The organism is Nonomuraea harbinensis (genome assembly GCF_019396385.1).
Classification (GTDB): domain Bacteria; phylum Actinomycetota; class Actinomycetes; order Streptosporangiales; family Streptosporangiaceae; genus Nonomuraea; species Nonomuraea ferruginea.
The window spans coordinates 36,147-53,142 of sequence record NZ_JAHKRN010000017.1 but is presented as its reverse complement, the minus strand read 5'-3'; the positions used below and the strand labels follow the sequence as shown (position 1 = coordinate 53,142).

The 16,996-nt window shown below is 72.2% G+C and carries 14 protein-coding genes; 7 read left to right on the top strand and 7 right to left on the bottom strand.

Features of this window, described 5'->3' with window-relative positions; genetic code table 11:
• Positions 1-24: 24 nt before the first annotated feature.
• Together KME79_RS19245 and KME79_RS19240 are read left to right on the top strand one after the other, a co-directional pair.
• Complete coding sequence (locus tag KME79_RS19245) at positions 25-1,500, top strand: alkaline phosphatase PhoX (RefSeq protein WP_219545613.1); 1,476 nt, start codon at positions 25-27, stop codon at positions 1,498-1,500.
• Positions 1,501-1,717: 217 nt separating this feature from the next.
• Positions 1,718-3,214, top strand: coding sequence for a M28 family metallopeptidase (locus KME79_RS19240; RefSeq protein WP_219545612.1), 1,497 nt, complete (start codon positions 1,718-1,720; stop codon positions 3,212-3,214).
• Between the two features lie 212 nt (positions 3,215-3,426).
• On the opposite strand, the gene KME79_RS19235 is transcribed toward KME79_RS19240, so the two are convergent.
• On the bottom strand, positions 3,427-5,943 hold the full coding sequence (locus KME79_RS19235; protein ID WP_219545611.1) for a M28 family peptidase: 2,517 nt from the start codon (positions 5,941-5,943) through the stop codon (positions 3,427-3,429).
• A gap of 121 nt (positions 5,944-6,064) precedes the next feature.
• Between KME79_RS19235 and KME79_RS19230 the strand changes: the two genes are divergently transcribed.
• Both KME79_RS19230 and KME79_RS19225 read left to right on the top strand, forming a co-directional pair.
• Positions 6,065-6,628 carry an ArsR/SmtB family transcription factor gene (locus tag KME79_RS19230; protein ID WP_219545610.1) on the top strand — a complete coding sequence of 188 codons (564 nt, stop codon included), beginning with the start codon at positions 6,065-6,067 and terminating at the stop codon, positions 6,626-6,628.
• Between the two features lie 22 nt (positions 6,629-6,650).
• On the top strand, positions 6,651-7,547 hold the full coding sequence (locus KME79_RS19225) for an NAD-dependent epimerase/dehydratase family protein (protein WP_219545609.1): 897 nt from the start codon (positions 6,651-6,653) through the stop codon (positions 7,545-7,547).
• Positions 7,548-7,616: 69 nt separating this feature from the next.
• Here KME79_RS19225 and KME79_RS19220 read toward each other — a convergent pair whose 3' ends face one another.
• Genes KME79_RS19220 through KME79_RS19200 form a run of 5 tightly spaced genes read right to left on the bottom strand, consistent with a single transcriptional unit; the run spans position 7,617 to position 12,281 of the window.
• Positions 7,617-8,903, bottom strand: a complete 1,287-nt coding sequence (locus KME79_RS19220) for an ABC transporter substrate-binding protein (protein ID WP_219545608.1) — start codon at positions 8,901-8,903, stop codon at positions 7,617-7,619.
• A gap of 6 nt (positions 8,904-8,909) precedes the next feature.
• Positions 8,910-9,935, bottom strand: a complete 1,026-nt coding sequence (locus tag KME79_RS19215; protein WP_219545607.1) for a branched-chain amino acid ABC transporter permease — start codon at positions 9,933-9,935, stop codon at positions 8,910-8,912.
• Positions 9,932-10,813 carry a branched-chain amino acid ABC transporter permease gene (locus KME79_RS19210; protein WP_219545606.1) on the bottom strand — a complete coding sequence of 294 codons (882 nt, stop codon included), beginning with the start codon at positions 10,811-10,813 and terminating at the stop codon, positions 9,932-9,934. The genes KME79_RS19215 and KME79_RS19210 overlap by 4 nt, the downstream gene beginning before the upstream one ends.
• A 2-nt stretch (positions 10,814-10,815) precedes the next feature.
• Positions 10,816-11,526: an ABC transporter ATP-binding protein gene (locus KME79_RS19205; protein ID WP_219545605.1), complete on the bottom strand. Its 711-nt coding sequence runs from the start codon at positions 11,524-11,526 to the stop codon at positions 10,816-10,818.
• Positions 11,523-12,281 carry an ABC transporter ATP-binding protein gene (locus KME79_RS19200; protein WP_148034021.1) on the bottom strand — a complete coding sequence of 253 codons (759 nt, stop codon included), beginning with the start codon at positions 12,279-12,281 and terminating at the stop codon, positions 11,523-11,525. The genes KME79_RS19205 and KME79_RS19200 overlap by 4 nt, the downstream gene beginning before the upstream one ends.
• Before the next feature lie 209 nt (positions 12,282-12,490).
• Between KME79_RS19200 and KME79_RS19195 the strand changes: the two genes are divergently transcribed.
• The 3 genes from KME79_RS19195 to KME79_RS19185 are packed head-to-tail and all read left to right on the top strand — an operon-like array spanning position 12,491 to position 16,290.
• Entirely contained in the window at positions 12,491-13,846 is a 1,356-nt protein-coding gene (locus tag KME79_RS19195; protein WP_219545604.1) for a PucR family transcriptional regulator, read from the top strand.
• Entirely contained in the window at positions 13,843-15,363 is a 1,521-nt protein-coding gene (locus KME79_RS19190) for a long-chain-fatty-acid--CoA ligase (RefSeq protein WP_219545603.1), read from the top strand. Before KME79_RS19195 ends, KME79_RS19190 begins: the two co-directional genes overlap by 4 nt.
• Before the next feature lie 18 nt (positions 15,364-15,381).
• Positions 15,382-16,290 (top strand): rhamnogalacturonan acetylesterase, encoded by a 909-nt coding sequence (locus tag KME79_RS19185; protein WP_219545602.1) that lies wholly within the window; start codon positions 15,382-15,384, stop codon positions 16,288-16,290.
• Here the strand turns inward: KME79_RS19185 and KME79_RS19180 are convergent, their stop codons facing one another.
• A complete protein-coding gene (locus KME79_RS19180; RefSeq protein ID WP_148034025.1) occupies positions 16,291-16,929 on the bottom strand; it encodes a TetR family transcriptional regulator in 639 nt (212 codons plus the stop codon).
• Positions 16,930-16,996 lie beyond the last annotated feature (67 nt).

The window sequence follows — 16,996 nt, the reverse complement described above, 5'->3', positions numbered from 1 at the left end:
AGCTGTCAGCGAGGTGAACTCCCCATGACCGCGCTCGATCGACGATCCTTCCTTTCCACCGGCGGCGCCCTGGCCACCGCCGTCGCCGTCCAGACCCTGGCCGCGCACGCCTCCTGGGCCGAGACGGGCCGCGAGGCCGCCACCGGCGGCGAGGGCTACGGCCCGCTCCGCCGCGCCCCCAGCGCGAACACCGGCGAGGAGCTGCTCGCCCTGCCGTCCGGGTTCTCGTACGTGGTGCTCGGCAAGACCGGCACCCCGATGTCCGACGGCGTGCTCACGCCCATCGCGCACGACGGCATGGCCGCCTTCCCAGGCACCCGCCGGCACACCGTCCGCCTGATCCGCAACCACGAGGTGCGCACCGCCCCCGGCACGCCCGAGGGCCGCGTGCACGTGCCCGGCTCGGCCCGGTACGACGCGCTGGGCGTCGGCGGCACCACCACGCTGGAGGTGGACCTGCGCAGCGGCGAGGTCCTGCGCCACTTCGTCAGCCTCAACGGCACGATCATCAACTGCGCCGGCGGCCGCATGCTCGGCGACCGGGGCTGGCTGACCTGCGAGGAGACCACCGCGGGGCCGGCGGGCGGATGGCAGCGCAAGCACGGCTACATCTTCGAGGTGCCGCTGCGCGGCCCCTCCCCCGGCAGACCGGCCGCGTCCATGCCGCTCACCGCGATGGGCCGCTTCTCGCACGAGGCGGTCGCCGTCGACCCGCGCACCGGGTACGTGTACGAGACCGAGGACGACTCGGGCAAGCCCGACGGGTTCTACCGGTTCCGCCCGCGCGACCCGGAGAACCTGGCCCGGGGCGGCGTGCTGGAGATGCTCAAGATCAAGGGCGTGGACGGCTACGACTGCCGCGAGGGCCAGCGGATGGGCGCCCGGCTGCCGGTCGAGTGGGTGCGCGTCGACGACCCCGACCCGGACCTGGAGGGCGGCGCCCCCACCTGCACGCAGCAGGGGCTGGCCAAGGGCGGGGCGAAGTTCAACCGGCTGGAGGGCTGCTGGTGGGGCGACGGCTCGGTGTTCTTCAACTCCACCAGCGGCGGCGACGCCAAGAACGGCGACGCGCCGGGCGCCGACGGCTACGTGGAGGGGTACGGCCAGGTCTGGCGGTACATCCCCGGCCGCGACGGCGGGACGCTGGTCCTGGTGTACGAGTCGCCGGGGCGCAAGGAGCTGGACTCGCCGGACAACCTGACGTTCACCCCGCGCGGCGGCATCGTGCTGTGCGAGGACGACGCCTCCGACGCCGACGCCGACCCGCACCCGCTGGCCCCCGGCCTGGCCAACGTGAACCGGCTGATCGGGCTGGACCCGCGCCGCGGCCGGCCCTTCGAGTTCGCGGTCAACATCGCCGACGACAGCGAGTTCGCCGGGGCGTGCTTCAGCCCCGACGGGTCGGTGCTCTTCGTCAACCAGCTCGGCTCGACGGCCTCGCTCGATCCGCCAGGGCGCACCTACGCGATCAGGGGCCCGTGGCGGCGAGGGCCCCTATAGACCGCGTACGCGGGGTCGTCAACTGCGAGAGTGTCCCAAATCTGCCGCATGTGATGGGCTGACTGGGCCTTCTCAGAGGCTGCCAGCAGGCATACGTTCCGTTCAGCACGCTTCGGGGGCATGAGTTGCCGTGCGGATCTCCCTCTAGCCATCCCCTGAGATGGCCCCGCGCCCAGACGGGCGCACGACTCCACTGCCGTCACATGGAAAGTGCGACATGACAATTCGCCGAGGCGTCGTCCGTGCCCTCGCCCTGGTCACGGCACTCGCTCTCCCGCTCTCCCTCACGTCTCCGGCCCAGGCCGCCGGAGGGCTCGACGAGGTCTTCGCCAAGCTGCTGGTGAAGCAGGTGAAGGGCGCCAACGTCAGTAAGCATCTCAAGGCCTTCCAGGCCATCGCCGACGCCAACGGGGGCAACCGGGCGGCGGGCACCTCCGGTTACGACGCGTCCCGTGACTACGTCGCCGACAAGCTCCGCAAGGCCGGTTACAAGGTCACTCTGCAGCCGATCAATTTCGTGGCGGGCTGGGTCGAGAACAGCCCGCCCGTCCTGGCGGACTACACGCCCAACGAGGACTTCTTCACCTTCCAGCCGTCGCCGGCCGGCGATGTGACCGCCCCGGTGCAGGGCGTCGACCTGACCCTGCCGCCGGCCCCCACGCCGACCTCGACCAGCGGCTGCGAGATGGCGGACTTCGCGGGGTTCACCGCGGGCAACATCGCGCTCATCCAGCGCGGCACCTGCCCGTTCGCCACCAAGGTCCGTAACGCCGGGTTCGCCGGCGCGTCCGCGATCATCGTCTTCAACGAGGGCCAGCCGGGCCGGACCGAGGCCAACCCGCTGGACATCGGCGAGTGGCGGGCCGGGATCCCGATGATCTACGCCGACTTCGCCGTCGGCAACGCGCTGGCCACCACGGCCACGCCGGTGCGCCTGGCGGTCGACGCGACGCTCACGCTCGGCACCAACGACAACGTGATCGCCGAGAGCCGCTGGGGCGACTCGCGCGACGTGGTCATGGTCGGCGCCCACCTGGACAGCGTCCCCGAGGGCCCGGGCATCAACGACAACGCCTCCGGCAGCGCCGCCATCCTGGAGACCGCGCTGCAGATGCGGCACTTCCCGGTCAAGAACAAGGTCCGCTTCGCCTTCTGGGCCGCCGAGGAGATCGGCCTGCTCGGCTCCGACCAGTACGTGGAGAGCCTGACCCAGGCGCAGCGCGACCGGATCAGGGTCTACCTGAACTTCGACATGGTCGCCTCGCCCAACTACGGCCTGTTCCTCTACGACGGCGACGACTCCGACGCCACCGGCGCTCCCGCGGGCCCGCCCGGATCGGCGCAGATCGAGGCGCGGCTGGAGAAGTTCTTCAAGGACCGCAAGGTGCCGACCCGCGGCACCGACTTCGACGGCCGTTCCGACTACGGTCCGTTCATCGCGGTCGGCATCCCCTCCGGCGGCATCTTCACCGGCGCGGAAGGCATCAAGACGCCGGATGAGGCGGCCCTGTGGGGCGGCACGGCGGGCCAGGCCTACGACCCCTGCTACCACCTGGCCTGCGACACCCTCACCAACGTGAACGCGTTCGCGCTGGACGTGAACTCCGACGCGATCGCCGACTCCACCGCCCGGTACGCGTTCGACCTGCGCACCATCCCGGACCGCCCGGCCGGCGCCCGCGCCGCCCTCTCCTCCGCAACCGCCCAGAACTGACGCCCCGGAACGGCGGGGCCCTGCCCTCACAGGACCCCGCCGTTCCATGTCGCCGGTCAGGACCCTCCTCAGCGGACTTCCGAGGTGGAACAGCGGGTCCTGGTTCTCCCCGGACCACGGCGGGCCGGGCAGGCCGAAGGCTTGCTCACGGCGCCCGGCCCGAGGGGTTTCCCAAAAAGATTTTCAGCTTTTGACTTCGAAGCCTCGGACCCTCAGAGCACCCTGACCACCGTCACCGAGTCGGTGGGGAGCCCGCCGCCGGACGGGGTCATGACCACCCCCGCCGGGCGCGGCCGGTGCCCCGGGACGCCGTCGAGGCCGAGCGTGATGTCGGCGACCGCCAGCCGTGGCCGCGTCGCGCCCGCGAACCGGAGCGTGAACTCCACCCCTTCCTCCGGCGGGGCGAAGAACTGCACCTCGAACGGCCACGCCCCGCCCTCCGGCTCGTACGCGGGAAGCGTCACCGGCGCCAGCCCGGGCACCTCGAACGAGCCACCGATGACCGCGACGTCGGCATGCAGGTTCAGCTGGTAGGCCCCCCGCTGGGACCGCACCCGTACCCGCAGTGTGGTCTCGCCGCCGTCACGCCGCTCCTCCAGCACGGTCAGCTCGGGCGCGGGCAGCCCTGTGGCGGGCGCGGGCCCGACACGGGCGGGCACCTGCCGGTACGGAAGCGGCAAATCCCAGGAGGCGGGCACGTCCGGCGCCCGCTCGGCCGCCCACGGGTGCGGCGGCTCGGTCATGCTCACCCACGCGGCCTGCCGGGCGTCGGCGTCGAGCACGTACGCCAGATGCGCCAGCCGGGGCCGCTCCTCCCCGAACCGGTTGACCCCCAGCCCCACCCCGCCCAGCACCAGAGCAAGCACCCCCGCCACCACAGGCCCACCCCACACCCCGACCCACCGCCAGAACCGCACACCCGAACCGCCTTCCGCGCCCGACCGCCACCCGGCGTCCACACCCGGACCACCTTCCCGGCCCGACCGGCGCCCGACGCCGGTCGGCTGGACCGGCGCGCCGTCCCTCGCAGGGACGGCCGCCGGGGCTTCGCCGCGCGCAGGAACTGCCGCCGGGGTCCGGCCACCTCCCGGGGTGACGGCGGCGAGCAGGGGGAGCGCCGACAGGGCGGCGAAGGCGTAGAAGAGACCTGCGGGGGCGGCCATCGCCAGCCCGATCGCGGTGCTGATGGACCGCGCCCCCACGCTGAACATCACGACCGCCGGCGCCACCCCGCACGCCAGCACGACCGTCCCCAGCACGGGCCGCCGCCGCAGCGCCAGCGCGCCCGCGAGCCCCGCGGCCCCGGCGATCGCGGTGAGCGACCCGTAGCTCGACGCCCCGGGCATCAGCAGCGCCGCCGCGACCCCGAGCACCGCCAGCCAGAACAGCACCCCGACGGTCAGGACCACCGCGTTCAGCCACCGCCGCAGCGCCACGTACGCCCCCCACACGACGGCCACCGCCATCATGACCAGGCCCAGTCGATACGGCTCCGGCCGGTACGGATCGCTGACCAGATCCCCGTACCCCGGCTCCACAGCCACGAGCGCCGGCCACAACCCCATGCTCAGCCCGGTGACCACGACCAGCACCCCGAGCACGGCGACCATCCCGGCGACCAACCGCGGCACCGTCACAGCCGTACCACTGTCGGAAGAATCCGCCCTCCGGGGCCGTGCCGAGAGGCGGGTGTAGGCGGCGAGGGCCAGGACGGCGAGGGCGGCCAGGACAGCCAGTGGGGTGGCGAGTCCCGCCGGGTAGCGGAACACCACGCCGAAAATCGTGAGGAACACCTCGTCCCGGGGCTGCCGAAGCTCACGCAGGTCGGCCGAGCCGAGCTCGCGGACCATGGCGAGCGCGTTGTCCCCCTGCATCTGCAGCGCCGCCCGGTCGAGGGCGGCAGGGGTGTCACGGGGATGGTGGTAGTAGGCGCGCCCGCCGGCGAGCCCCAGGTCGATCCCGATCCACCCGTTCTCCTCCAGCACGGTCAGGTCGGAGTGGAAGCCGGTCTCCCGGTAGGCGCCCACCAGCGCGGACTCGCCCACCGGGTGCGGCATGGCCCGCGCGAACGCCCCCACCAGGGCGCCGCCGCCGGGGGTCACGTTGTAGACGGACGACGGGGCGGCGTTCCCCGGCCCTTCCAGGTTGACCACGACGCCGCCGTCCCGCGCCATGGGGTGACGGAGGAACGCCTCGGCCCCGATGAGCCCGGGTTCCTCGCCGTCGCTGAGCAGCAGCACCAGGTCGTTGCGGAGCGGAGGCCCGGCGCGCAGGGCGCGGGCGATCTCCAGGATGGCGGCCACGGACGCCTTGTCGTCGCTGGCGCCGGGCGTGGTGGGCGTGGAGTCGTAATGGGCGGCCAGCACGACGCGGCCGGTGGAGTCGGCGCCGGGGACGACGGCGATCACGTTCTCGGTGACCCCGGCCACCATGTCCCCGCCGAACGGGTGCGCGCCGGCCCCCGTCTGCACCTCGGGCCGTAACCCGAGCCGGGTCAGCTCGGCCACGAGATGGTCGCGGACGGCGTCGCCGGCGGCGGACCCGACGGGCGTGGGCTCGCCGGCGATGCGTTCGAGGACGGGCCAGGCCCGTTCGACGCTGAACGAGCCGGGCGGCGCGTCCCGCCCGGCCGGGGCGGGCGGCAGTTCGGCCAGCCAGGCGGCGACCGCGAGCAGGGTGACGGCGACGAGGGCGACGGCGGCCGGCAGCCGCCGGGAGAGAGCATCCATAGATGCATAATGAACTGTGCACAATGACTTGTGCAAGCTGGCTTGTGCACAACTCACCCCCGAACCCCAGCTAGCAGCGGGCAAAGTTGCACAGAACTCACGCGACAGTTAGGTTGACGCCATGGCTGAGCACGGCACGCGCAAGCTCGACGACCTTGAGGCGCTGCGCGCGCTCGCCCACCCCCGCCGCCAGCGCATCCTCAACCACCTCAGCGCCCACGGCCCCGCCACCTCCGCCGAGCTGGCCCGCGAGCTCGACCTCAACACCGGCGCCACCAGCTACCACCTGCGCGAGCTGGCCAAGCACGGCTTCGTCGAGGAGCTGCCGGAGAAGGCGCACGGCCGCGAGCGCTGGTGGCGCTTCGTCCCCGCCGACCTGCGCTTCCCGCTCCGCAGCGAGCAGGACGAGGAGACCAGGGCGATCATCGACGAGATGAACGCCCGCGCGATCACCGACGACATGCAGGCGTTCCGCCGCGCGCAGGCGGCGGTCGATCCCGGCGGCTGGGGCGACGCCTTCCCCTACTCGCGGGGCACGATCCGGGTGACGCTGGAGGAGCTGGCGGAGTTCTTCGAGGAATACATCGCGCTCCTCGGCAAGTACGACAAGACGGCCGAGGAGGCGGGCCCCGGGGCGCGGCGCGTCCAGACCCGCTTCTTCGCCTATCCGGAGTCCGGCGGGTGAGCCATCACGGGAAGAGGGTGCGATGCGGGTCGTCGTGACGGGAGCGCACGGCAAGGTCGGCCGCGCGGCCGTGCGGGCGCTGATGGGCGCGGGCCACGAGGTGACGGCGGTCGACGTCACCCGCCCGGTCTGGGAGCGGCCCGACCCGGCCGAGCCCGGCTACCGGCAGGCCGACCTGACCGACGCCGGCCAGGCGTTCGCGGTGGTGCGCGGGGCGGAGGCGGTGGTGCACGCCGCCGCGATCCCCGACCCCACCCACAACCCGCCGCACGTGGTGTTCCAGAACAACCTGATGGCCACGTTCAACATGATCGAGGCCGCGGTGGCGCTCGGCGTGACGCGGTTCGTCAACATCTCCAGCGAGACCGTGCCGGGCTTCTTCTTCGCCGACCGGCCGTTCCTGCCGTCGTACGCGCCGATCGACGAGGACCACCCGGTCGCGCCGCAGGATCCGTACGCGCTCTCGAAACACTTCGGCGAGCAGCTCATGGACGCCGCGGTGCGCCGCACCGGCATCCCGTGCGTGTCGCTGCGGCCGAGCTGGGTGCAGCACGAGGGCAACTACGCCCGCAACCTGGGGCCGCAGCTCCGCGACCCCTACCAGCCGAGCGCGGGGCTGTGGAGCTACATCGACGTGTACGACCTGGCCGACGCGATCGTGCTGGCCGTCGAGTCCGGGCTGCCCGGTCACGAGGTGTTCTGCATCGCCTCGCCCGACAACGCGGCCAACCGGGGGCTTGCCGACCTGATCACCAGGGTCTACGGCGAGGCGATCCCGATCAGGCCGCTGTCGAGGCCCGACGCGTCCGGCATCTCCTGCGAGAAGGCCGTCCGCCTGCTCGGCTGGCGGCCGTCGCGCTCCTGGCGCGACTACCTCGGCGAGGACGGGCGGCCGCTGCCGGAGAAGGCGCGCCCGTGACGCCTCGCCTCTGACCGCCGGACGCCGAAGGGCCGTCCGCCTCCGAAGGCGGACGGCCCCTGACCGGCGTCAGTTGCTGAGCGGACCGAACTCCTTACGGGTGTCGATCACCTCGCCGAACACCTCCCAGCGCTCACCCTTGAACTCCATGAGCTGCATCGACTCGATCGGGAAGGCGTCGTCGGCCGAGGTCTGCATGGTCACGCCGGGCAGCAGCATGTCGACCTGGACGTTGTTCAGGTTGCGCACCGACTCCATCAGGCCCTCGCGGGTCTTGCAGGGCGCGGCCTCCAACGCCTTGTGGAAGCTGCTCGCGACGGCCCAGCCGAAGGTGTGGTACGGGATGTTGGGGTCGGCGCCGGGCGCGTACTGCGCCATCTTCTCCTTGTAGAGCTTCATCTCCGCGTCGTCCGCCCACTGCGGGTCGTTCGGGTCCTTGTAGTACGAGGACGACACGACGCCCTGCACGTTCTCGAAGCCGACCGGCTTGAGCACCGTGACGGAGGCGGCGACGTTGTTGACGATGTGCAGCGGGTTCCACTTGGTGTTCTTGGCGTCGGCGGCCAGCGCCTGCGAGCCGAACTTCGGGGTGGTGACGTTCAGGAACACGTCGGCGCCCGACTCGGCCAGGTTGCGCATCTGCGGCTCGATGCTGGGGTCGGTGACCTCGTAGCTCTGCTCCGCCACGACGGTGACGTCCGTGCCCTCGATGGCCCGCTTGAAGCCGCCGAACAGGTCCTCGCCGAAGTCGTCGTTCTGGTAGAGGACGGCGACCTTGGCGCCGGGCTTCTCGGTCTTGAGGTACTGGGCGTAGACCCGGGCCTCGGAGACGTAGTTCGGCTGCCAGCCGATGGTCCACGGGTGCTCGGTGTCGGTGCCCCACTGGGAGGCGCCGGTGGCGACGAAGACCTGCGGCACCTTGCGCTGGTTGGTGTAGTCCCAGGTGGCGGTCGTGGAGGGGGTGCCCAGCGTCTGGAAGAGGGCGAACACCTGCTCCTGCTCGACCAGCCTGCGCGCCTCCTCGACGGCCTTCGGCGGCTGGTAGCCGTCGTCGCGGACGACCAGCTCGACCTTGCGCCCGTCGATGCCGCCCTTCTCCGCGTTCACGTAGTCGAAGTACGCCTTGATGCCCTTGGGGATGTCACCGTAGGCGGACGCCGGCCCCGACAGCGGGTAGATGCCGCCGAGCTTGAGCGTGGTGTCCGTGATGCCGGTGGTCTGCTGCCCCTGGCACTGTCCCTGGGCGGCGCTGGTCGTCGCCTGCCCTTCTCCGGTCTCCCCTCGACCCCCGCAGGCCGCCGCGGCGATCACCAGGGTGGCCGTCACCGCCGTACGGCCGATCGCAGTAAAACGCATGTCGTGTTACCCCTTCCGGAGGGTCTTCTTGAGAGAGTTGGCCGCGCGCCCCGCCAGGCCGGCCAGGCCGGTCGGGGCCACGTACATCACCGCGATGATCAGCAGGCCGAAGATCACGCCGGGCGCGGCCTCGTTGATGTCCTGCGAGAGGCTGGGCACGAACATCACGAACAGCGCGCCGAGCACCGGGCCCGACAGCGACCCGAGACCGCCGACGACGATGCCCGCCAGCAGCGTGATCGACAGCGTGACGGGGAACGAGTCCGGCGAGACGAACCCGATCACCCACGTGTAGACGCAGCCCGCCACCCCGGCGAACATCGCGCTCCAGGCGAAGGCGAGCGTCTTGTAGTACGAGAGCCGCACCCCCATGACCTCGGCCGCGATCTCGTTGTCGCGCACGGCGTGCAGCGCCCGCCCCACCCGAGACCGGAGCAGCCCGGCGGCCAGCAGGAACGCCGCCACGGCGACGGCCAGGGCGAGGAAGTACAGCCACTGGTCCTCGGCCAGGCCGCTCCACGCGGGCGGCGCCGGCTTGGCCAGCGACAGCCCCATGGACCCGCCGGTGACCTCCTCGAACCGCTTGAGCAGCGGCACCAGGAAGATCGCGATGGCCAGTGTGACGAGCGCCAGGTAGAGGCCGCGCAGCCGCATCGCGGGCACGCCCAGCACCAGCCCCAGCAGGAACGCCACGGCGGCGGCCACGGGCAGCGTCGCCAGGTACGGCAGCTCCCAGTGGAACATCATGATCGCTGCCGCGTACGCCCCGGCTGCGAAGAACGCGCCGTGCCCGAGCGAGATCTGCCCGGCGTGCCCGACCAGGACGTTCAGCCCGAGCAGCGCCACCGCGTAGACCAGCACCATGGTGAGCTGGAAGACGTGGAACGGCACGAGCTGGAACGGCGCGTAGATCGCGGCGGCCAGCAGCACGCCGGCCACGATCCACTGCCGGCGGACCCTTCGGCCCGGCGCCTGCGCCTGCCCCCGTGGAGGCGCGCCGGCCCTGCTGGTGACCTGTGTCGACTCGCTCATGCCCGCTCCACCACCGCTCGCCCGAACAGGCCCTGGGGCCGCAGCAGCAGCACGCCCAGGATGATGACCAGCGGCACGCCGACCTTGAGGTCGGGCCCGATGGCCCCGACGTAGGCGCCGGCCAGGGTCTCGGCCACGCCGACGATCAGCCCGCCGGCGACCGCCCCCGCCGGGCTGTCGAAGCCGCCGAGCGTGGCGGCGGCGAAGGCGTAGATCAGGACGCCGCCCATCATGTTCGGCTCCAGGAACAGCAGCGGCGCGACGAGCACGCCGGACACCGCGCCGACGGTGGCGGCCAGCCCCCAGCCGAGCGCCAGCGTCACGCCGACGCGGATGCCGACCAGCCGGGCGGAGACCGGGTTGGTCGCCACCGCGCGCATCCCGAGCCCGATCTTGGTGTGCTGGAACAGCAGGTAGAGCAGGCCCATGACGATCCCGACGACCGCGAAGACGCCCAGCGTCTGGAAGCCGACGGTCAGCCCGCCCACCTCGAAGGCGCCGCCGGGGAACGGGTTCGGGAAGTCCTTGATGAGGAACGACCAGATCCATCCGGCGGCGGCGTTGACGAAGATGAACAGCCCGACGGTGACGATCACCAGGGTCAGTTCCGGCGCCCCCTCGACCGGCCGGATGATCACCCGTTCGATGAGCATGCCGCCGGCGAACGACACGACCAGCGTGAGCACCAGCGCCAGCCAGAACGGCATGCCCGCCGCGGTGAACTGCCAGGCGATGTAGGTGGAGAACATGGCCAGCTCGCCCTGGGCGAAGTTGACGATCCCGGTGAACTGGTAGATCAGCACGAGCGCGAGGGCCAGGCTGGCGTAGATGGCGCCGGTGCTCAGCCCTTGGATGACCTGTTGCAGGAATCCGGTCATGGTCAGACCCGGTAGCCGAGGTAGGACTGGGCGACCTGCTCGTCCTCCTGGATCTGCGCCGCCGTGCCCGAGAGCACGATCCGCCCGGTTTCCAGGACGTGCGCCTGCTGGGCGATGCCCAGGGCGAGATGGGCGTTCTGCTCGACGACGACCACGGTGGTGCGCTCCTGTTCGTTGATGGTCCGCACGATGCGGAACAGCTCCCGGGTGATCAGCGGGGCGAGGCCGAGCGACGGCTCGTCCAGCAGGAGCAGCCGGGGGCGCAGCATGAGCGCCCGGCCGAGGGCGAGCATCTGCTGCTCGCCGCCGCTCAGGCTGCCCGCCGCCTGCTTGAGCCGGGGCTTCAGCGCGGGGAAGTAGCCGTAGATGCGGTCGAGGTCCTCTTCCAGGCGGTCGCGCCGGGTGTAGGCGCCCAGGCGCAGGTTCTCCTCGACGGTGAGCGGCATGAACGTGCCCCGGCCCTCCGGCACGTGCGCGACGCCCATTCTGGCCAGCGCGTCGGGCGAGCGGCCGAGCAGCTCGGCGTCGCCGAGCCGGACGCCGCCGCGCCCCTTGACCATGCCGGACAGCGCCCGGAGCAGGGTCGTCTTGCCCGCCCCGTTGGGGCCGAGTATCGCGCAGATCTCGCCCTCCCCCACGGTGAGGCTGACGTCGTGCAGCACCTGGGCGCCGCCGTATCCGGCGTTCAGCCCGGAGACCACCAGCTCGCTCATACCGCCGTCCCCAGGTAGGCCTCGATGACGCCGGGGTCGCGCTGGACCTCGGCCGGGGGGCCTTCGGCGATCTTCTTGCCGAAGTCCAGGCAGACGATCCGGTCGCAGGTGCTCATGACGAAGCCCATGTGGTGCTCGACCACCACCACGGTCAGGTCCAGGTCGTCGCGGATGGCGCGCAGGGTGCCGGCGAACTCCTCGACCTCGGCCGAGCTGAGCCCGTTGACCGGCTCGTCCAGCAGCAGCAGCCGCGGCTCCGCGGCCAGCGCCCTGGCCAGCTCCACCCGTTTGAGCGTGCCGAAGGGCAGCCCGGCGGCCGGGTGGTCGGCGACGGCCGACAGGCCCAGCCGTTCCAGCACGGCGTCGGCCTGGGCCCGCAGCCGCCGCTCCTCGCCGCGCACGCCCGGCAGCCGCAGCGCCGCGGTGAGGAACCCGGCCCTGCCCCGGTGGTGCGCGCCGACCAGCACGTTGTCCCGTACGGAGATGCGCGGGAACAGGCCGAGGTTCTGGAAGGTGCGGGCGATGCCGAGCGCCGCGATGGCGTGCGGCGGCACCGCGAGCAGGTCCTCGCCCTCGTAGCGCACCTGCCCCGCGTCGGCCTGGTAGCGCCGGGTCAGGCAGTTGAACAGGGTGGTCTTGCCGGCGCCGTTGGGTCCGATCAGGCCCACCATCTCGCCGTTCCCCACGGAGAACCCGACGCCGTCGAGCGCCGTGATGCCGCCGAACCGGACGGTAAGATCGTGTACTTCCAGCATCCGGCCTCCTGGGGCACAGCGAGCGGAAGAATGTTCTGAAGTTGGGGTCAGCGTAGGTTCGGCCCGTCTCCGGCCGCATTGGGCACGGCGACCCAACATGTGCACCGAAGGTTGTCCACAGGACACAGCGACTGTCTCGGAGCGGTTACGAGCCGTTGACCTCCCCGCAACCACCGGGGATCATCCCGGACATGTCCAGTGGTTCCGGTATGGAAACGTTCACTGGTGCGGAGCCGGTCCGGGCGCAGCGCGCGCGGATCCTCTCCGAACTACTCTCCGACGTCGAAAAGCTCGCCGGGGCGGCCGTGGTCACGATGCGCGCCGAGATCCCGGCCTACGCGGCCCAGAGCGAGGAGTTCCTGGCCGACGTGCGCGACCAGGTGGTGCGCCATTACCGGGGCAAGCTCGCCGTGCTGTTCGAGGACAGGACGGTGAAGCCGGACGACATCGCCTACGTCCGCCAGGCCGCGATGCGCCGGGCCAGGGCCGGGATCGCGCTGGCCGACTACATCAACGCCTTCAGGGTCGGCCAGCAGGTGTTCTGGGAGTCGGTGCTGGCCAGGGCGGGTCACACCGCCGCCGGGCGCGAGGCCGCGCTGTCGCTGGCGGCCCCGCTCATGCGGTACTGCGACTTCGCCAGCACGCACGCCGCCCACGCGTACATGGAGTTCCAGCAGTACGCGGCCGCGGAGGCCGTCCGCGAGACCCGGGACCTGCTGGAGACGCTGCTGGCCGGCGCGGTGCCGACGCGCGGGCCGCAGCTCGCCGCCGCGCAGGCGCACGGGCTGTGCGAGGACACCCGCACGCCGCTGCTCGTGGTGGTCGCGGTGGTGCTCGGCCCGCGCACCGCGGTGCCGCGCGGGCCGGACCGGGGCGCCGACGCCCGGCACGCCGCGTGCGCGGCGCTCGCGAGGCTGAACACCGGGACCGGCGGGCGGACCCTGTCGGTGGTGCGCCAGTCGGAGATCGTGGCCGTCCCGGTGCTCGGCCAGAACGGCGACCCGGAGGAGCTGTGCGACCGGCTGCAGGCGCTCCGCGAGTCGCTGCTGGCCGAAGGTATCGTGCTGGCGATGGGCATCAGCACGGCCGGCGGGGGCATCGCCCGGATCCCGCAGGCCTACCAGGAGGCTCGGGCGGTGATCGACTTCCTGCCCGAGGACGGCGGGGTGGCCGCGCTGCCGCGCATCACCCCCTTCCAGTACCTCGCCCTGGGCGCCGACGACACCGCACGCAACCTCGTCGACCCGCGCATCACCTCGCTGCTGGACGAGGACCGGGCCAGGGGCGGCGTGCTCACCGCCACCATCCGCGCGTTCGCCGCCGCCGACCTCAACCTGCGCACCGCCGCCGAGCGGCTGCAGATCCACCCCAACACCGCTCAGTACCGGCTGCGCCGCATCCAGGAGCGCACCGGCCGGAGCCTGCGCCACATCAACGACCTCGTCGAGCTGCTGGTCGCGATCGCGCTGCAGGACTCCCTGCCTCCCACCAATCCCGAGCGGAAAAGACTGGCCACCGCGACCAATGAGGACCGGGGGACCTCGGACGTACGGTCGTTCCCATGAACCTCGCCGACCGGCTCCACACCTCCGCCGAGCGACTCGGTGAGAGAGCGGTCATCACGCTGGACGACGCGGTGCTCAGCTACCGGGCGCTGGACGCGATGTCCGCGCGGGTGGCGACGCTGCTGCGCGGCCGCGGCATCGGGACCGGGGACCGGGTGGCGATCATGCTGCCCAACGTGCCGGAGTTCGCCGCGGTCTACTACGGGGTGCTGCGCATGGGCGCCGTCGTGGTGCCGCTCGACCCGCTGCTGCGCAAGCGCGAGATCGCCGCGTACGTGAGCGACTGCGGGCCGCGCCTGCTGATCGCCTGGCACGCCTTCGCCGAGACCGCCGAGGCCGGCGCCGCCGCCACCGGCACCGACTGCTTCTTCGTGGTGCCCGACGAGTTCCGCCGGCTGCTGCGCGGCCTGGCCGCCGACCCCGGGGTGGCCGCGCGCGACGACGGCGACACCGCCGTCATCCACTACACGGCCGGCACCACGGGCCGGGCCAAGGGCATCGAGCTGACCCACGGCAACCTGGGCGGCACCGCCGCGACCATCGCCCGCATGCACGCGCTCGGCGTGGACGACGTGGTGCTGGGCGCGCTGCCGCTCTACCACTCCTTCGGCCAGACGTGCTCGCTCAACGCGACCGTGCACGCCGGGGCGCGGCTGACGCTGATGAGCCGCTTCGAGGCGGGCCGGGCGCTGGAGATGATGCGCCGCGACGGGGTGACGGTCTTCCAGGGCGTGCCGACCATGTACATCGCGCTGCTCGACCACCCGGGCGCCGCCGACCTGTCGCTGCTGCGCATCTGCGTCTCCGGCGGCGCCCCGCTGCCGCTCGACGTGCTGCGCGCCTTCGAGGAGCGCTTCGGCTGCGCGATCGTCGAGGGGTACGGGCTCAGCGAGACCTCCGCGGTGGCCGCCACCAACAGGGGCGGCGACGGCCGGCGGCCCGGCTCGATCGGCTGGCCGGTGCGCGGCATCGAGATGCGGGTGGTCGGCGAGGACGGGCGCCAGGTGCCGTGCGGCGACATCGGCGAGATCGTGGTGCGCGGCCCGAACGTGATGAAGGGCTACTGGAACAATCCGGCCGCCACCGCCGAGGCCATCCGCGACGGCTGGTTCCACACCGGCGACCTGGGCCGGGTGGACGAGAACGGGTTCTTCTTCCTGGTCGACCGGCGCCGCGACGTGATCCTGCGCGGCGGCTACACGGTCTACCCGCGCGAGGTGGAGGAGGTGCTGTACGAGCACCCGGCGGTGCGGCAGGCCGCGGTCATCGGGGTGCCGCATCCGGAGCTCGGCGAGGAGATCGCCGCCGTGGTGGCGCTGCGGGAGCCCGTGGATCCGGACGAACTACGCGCCTTCGTCAAGGAACGGGTCGCGCCGTACAAGTATCCCCGCCACATCTCGGTCTTCGACGAACTTCCGGTGAGCCCGACCGGTAAGATCCTCAAGCGTGCGATCGCGCTGCCGCTCAGCACGCTCCCCCCGCCGGCCCGTGCCAGCGGGCGTGCAGCTCGCGGCTGACCGCGCAGGAGGGCCCGTGTGAAGCCGATCACCCACATCTTCGACGTGGAGCCAGGCCACTACGACGTCAGCGTGGTCATCGGCGGCGCCACGACCCAGGTGCTGGCGGAGGCCAGGCGGCTGATGGTGTGGGCGTCGCCCGGCGACCGGCCCGCGCGCCGCGACTTCACGGTCAACGTCCGCACCCCGGAGAGCCAGCAGAACGGCTTCGACGGCGACGGCAGCCCCGGTCTCACCCTCACGTTCACCGGCCCGGATCCCGAGGTGAGCTCGGTGCACCTGAGCCCGGCCAGGGGGCGGAGCCTGTTCCTGGCGGGCGACTCGACCGTCACCGACCAGGCGACGGCCCCCTACACCGGCTGGGGGCAGCGGCTGCCGCGTCACTTCCGGCGCGGGCTGTCGGTGGTCAACCACTCGGGCTCGGGCGAGTCGTCGGCGTCGTTCCTGGCCAAGCCGGCCATGTGGGCGGCGATGCGCGACCAGCTCGGCCCCGGCGACGTGGCCCTGGTCCAGTTCGGCCACAACGACAAGCACACCAGCGCGGTGGAGTTCCGCGCCAACCTCACCCGCCTGGTGCACGGCATCGAGGCGAGGGGCGCCGCGCCGGTGCTGGTCACGCCCGTGGTGCGGCGCCGGTTCCGGGGCGGATGCCTCGACCAGGAAGGGCTGATCGTCAACGGGCTCGGCGTCGACCTGCCGGCCGAGGTGCGCGCGGTGGCCGCGGCCCAGGGGGTGGCGCTGATCGACCTCACCGCCGAGAGCCGCGCGCTGGTCGAAGGGCTCGGCCCCGAGGGGTCCGAGCGCCTCTACCTCACGCGGGAGAAGGGCGACGACACCCACACCTCCGAGCACGGTGCGACGCTCTTCGCCGACCTGGTCGCGGCCGGGCTGCGCAGGCTCGGGCTGGTGGCCCCGTACATGATCTGATCAGGAGCCCGTCTGGGTGGCGCGCAGCCACCGCAGCGCGCCTCTCGACAGCGCGACCAGCACGTCGACGGCCTCCTCGATCTCCGGGTAGCGGCCCTCGATGTGGCCGATCGCCAGGGCGTTGGTGGCCGCGTTGATGCCTTCGGCGATCATCTCCAGGCGGCGGCGGTCGCGCTCGTTGTCGGCGGTGTAGCCGAGCGCGGCCAGGTCGGCCGCGTGGTGGTCGCGGTAGGCCTTGGCGGTCTCCGTGGCGAACTCGCGCAGCGGCGAGGACGGGTCGTGGCGGGCGCGCAGCTGGATGCGCAGCAGCTCCGGATGCCGGGAGATGGCGTCGAGCGGGATGCGGAAGGTGTCGCGGTGGCTCTCCAGCTCGGTGGGCGCCTCGCGGGCCTGGCGGCGGGCCTCGCGCATGGCGCGGCGCAGGCGCTCGCCGCCCTCGTCGCCGAGGGCGCGCAGGAGATCCTGCTTGTCCTTGAAGTGCACGTAGAAGCTGGACTGGGCGATGCCCGCGGCCTTGGCGACCTTGACCGTCGTCAGGCCCGCCTCACCCTCCTTGTCGAGGATCTCCAGGGCGGCCCTGATCAGCCTCCGCCTGGTCAGGTCCTTGGCCTCGCTCCTGGTGAGCGGTGTGTTGGTCACGGGTTACCTTCTCTCGTCCACCGATAACTGTAGTTGGACCGATCCCCGGTAACGATCCGCCCTCTGG

Excerpts from the sequence above, each read along its gene's own strand:
- KME79_RS19245 (WP_219545613.1), top strand. The coding sequence starts at position 25 with ATGACCGCGCTCGATCGACGATCCTTCCTTTCCACCGGCGGCGCCCTG.
- KME79_RS19240 (WP_219545612.1), top strand. The coding sequence starts at position 1,718 with ATGACAATTCGCCGAGGCGTCGTCCGTGCCCTCGCCCTGGTCACGGCA.
- KME79_RS19235 (WP_219545611.1), bottom strand. The coding sequence starts at position 5,943 with ATGGATGCTCTCTCCCGGCGGCTGCCGGCCGCCGTCGCCCTCGTCGCC.
- KME79_RS19230 (WP_219545610.1), top strand. The coding sequence starts at position 6,065 with ATGGCTGAGCACGGCACGCGCAAGCTCGACGACCTTGAGGCGCTGCGC.
- KME79_RS19225 (WP_219545609.1), top strand. The coding sequence starts at position 6,651 with ATGCGGGTCGTCGTGACGGGAGCGCACGGCAAGGTCGGCCGCGCGGCC.
- KME79_RS19220 (WP_219545608.1), bottom strand. The coding sequence starts at position 8,903 with ATGCGTTTTACTGCGATCGGCCGTACGGCGGTGACGGCCACCCTGGTG.
- KME79_RS19215 (WP_219545607.1), bottom strand. The coding sequence starts at position 9,935 with ATGAGCGAGTCGACACAGGTCACCAGCAGGGCCGGCGCGCCTCCACGG.
- KME79_RS19210 (WP_219545606.1), bottom strand. The coding sequence starts at position 10,813 with ATGACCGGATTCCTGCAACAGGTCATCCAAGGGCTGAGCACCGGCGCC.
- KME79_RS19205 (WP_219545605.1), bottom strand. The coding sequence starts at position 11,526 with ATGAGCGAGCTGGTGGTCTCCGGGCTGAACGCCGGATACGGCGGCGCC.
- KME79_RS19200 (WP_148034021.1), bottom strand. The coding sequence starts at position 12,281 with ATGCTGGAAGTACACGATCTTACCGTCCGGTTCGGCGGCATCACGGCG.
- KME79_RS19195 (WP_219545604.1), top strand. The coding sequence starts at position 12,491 with ATGGAAACGTTCACTGGTGCGGAGCCGGTCCGGGCGCAGCGCGCGCGG.
- KME79_RS19190 (WP_219545603.1), top strand. The coding sequence starts at position 13,843 with ATGAACCTCGCCGACCGGCTCCACACCTCCGCCGAGCGACTCGGTGAG.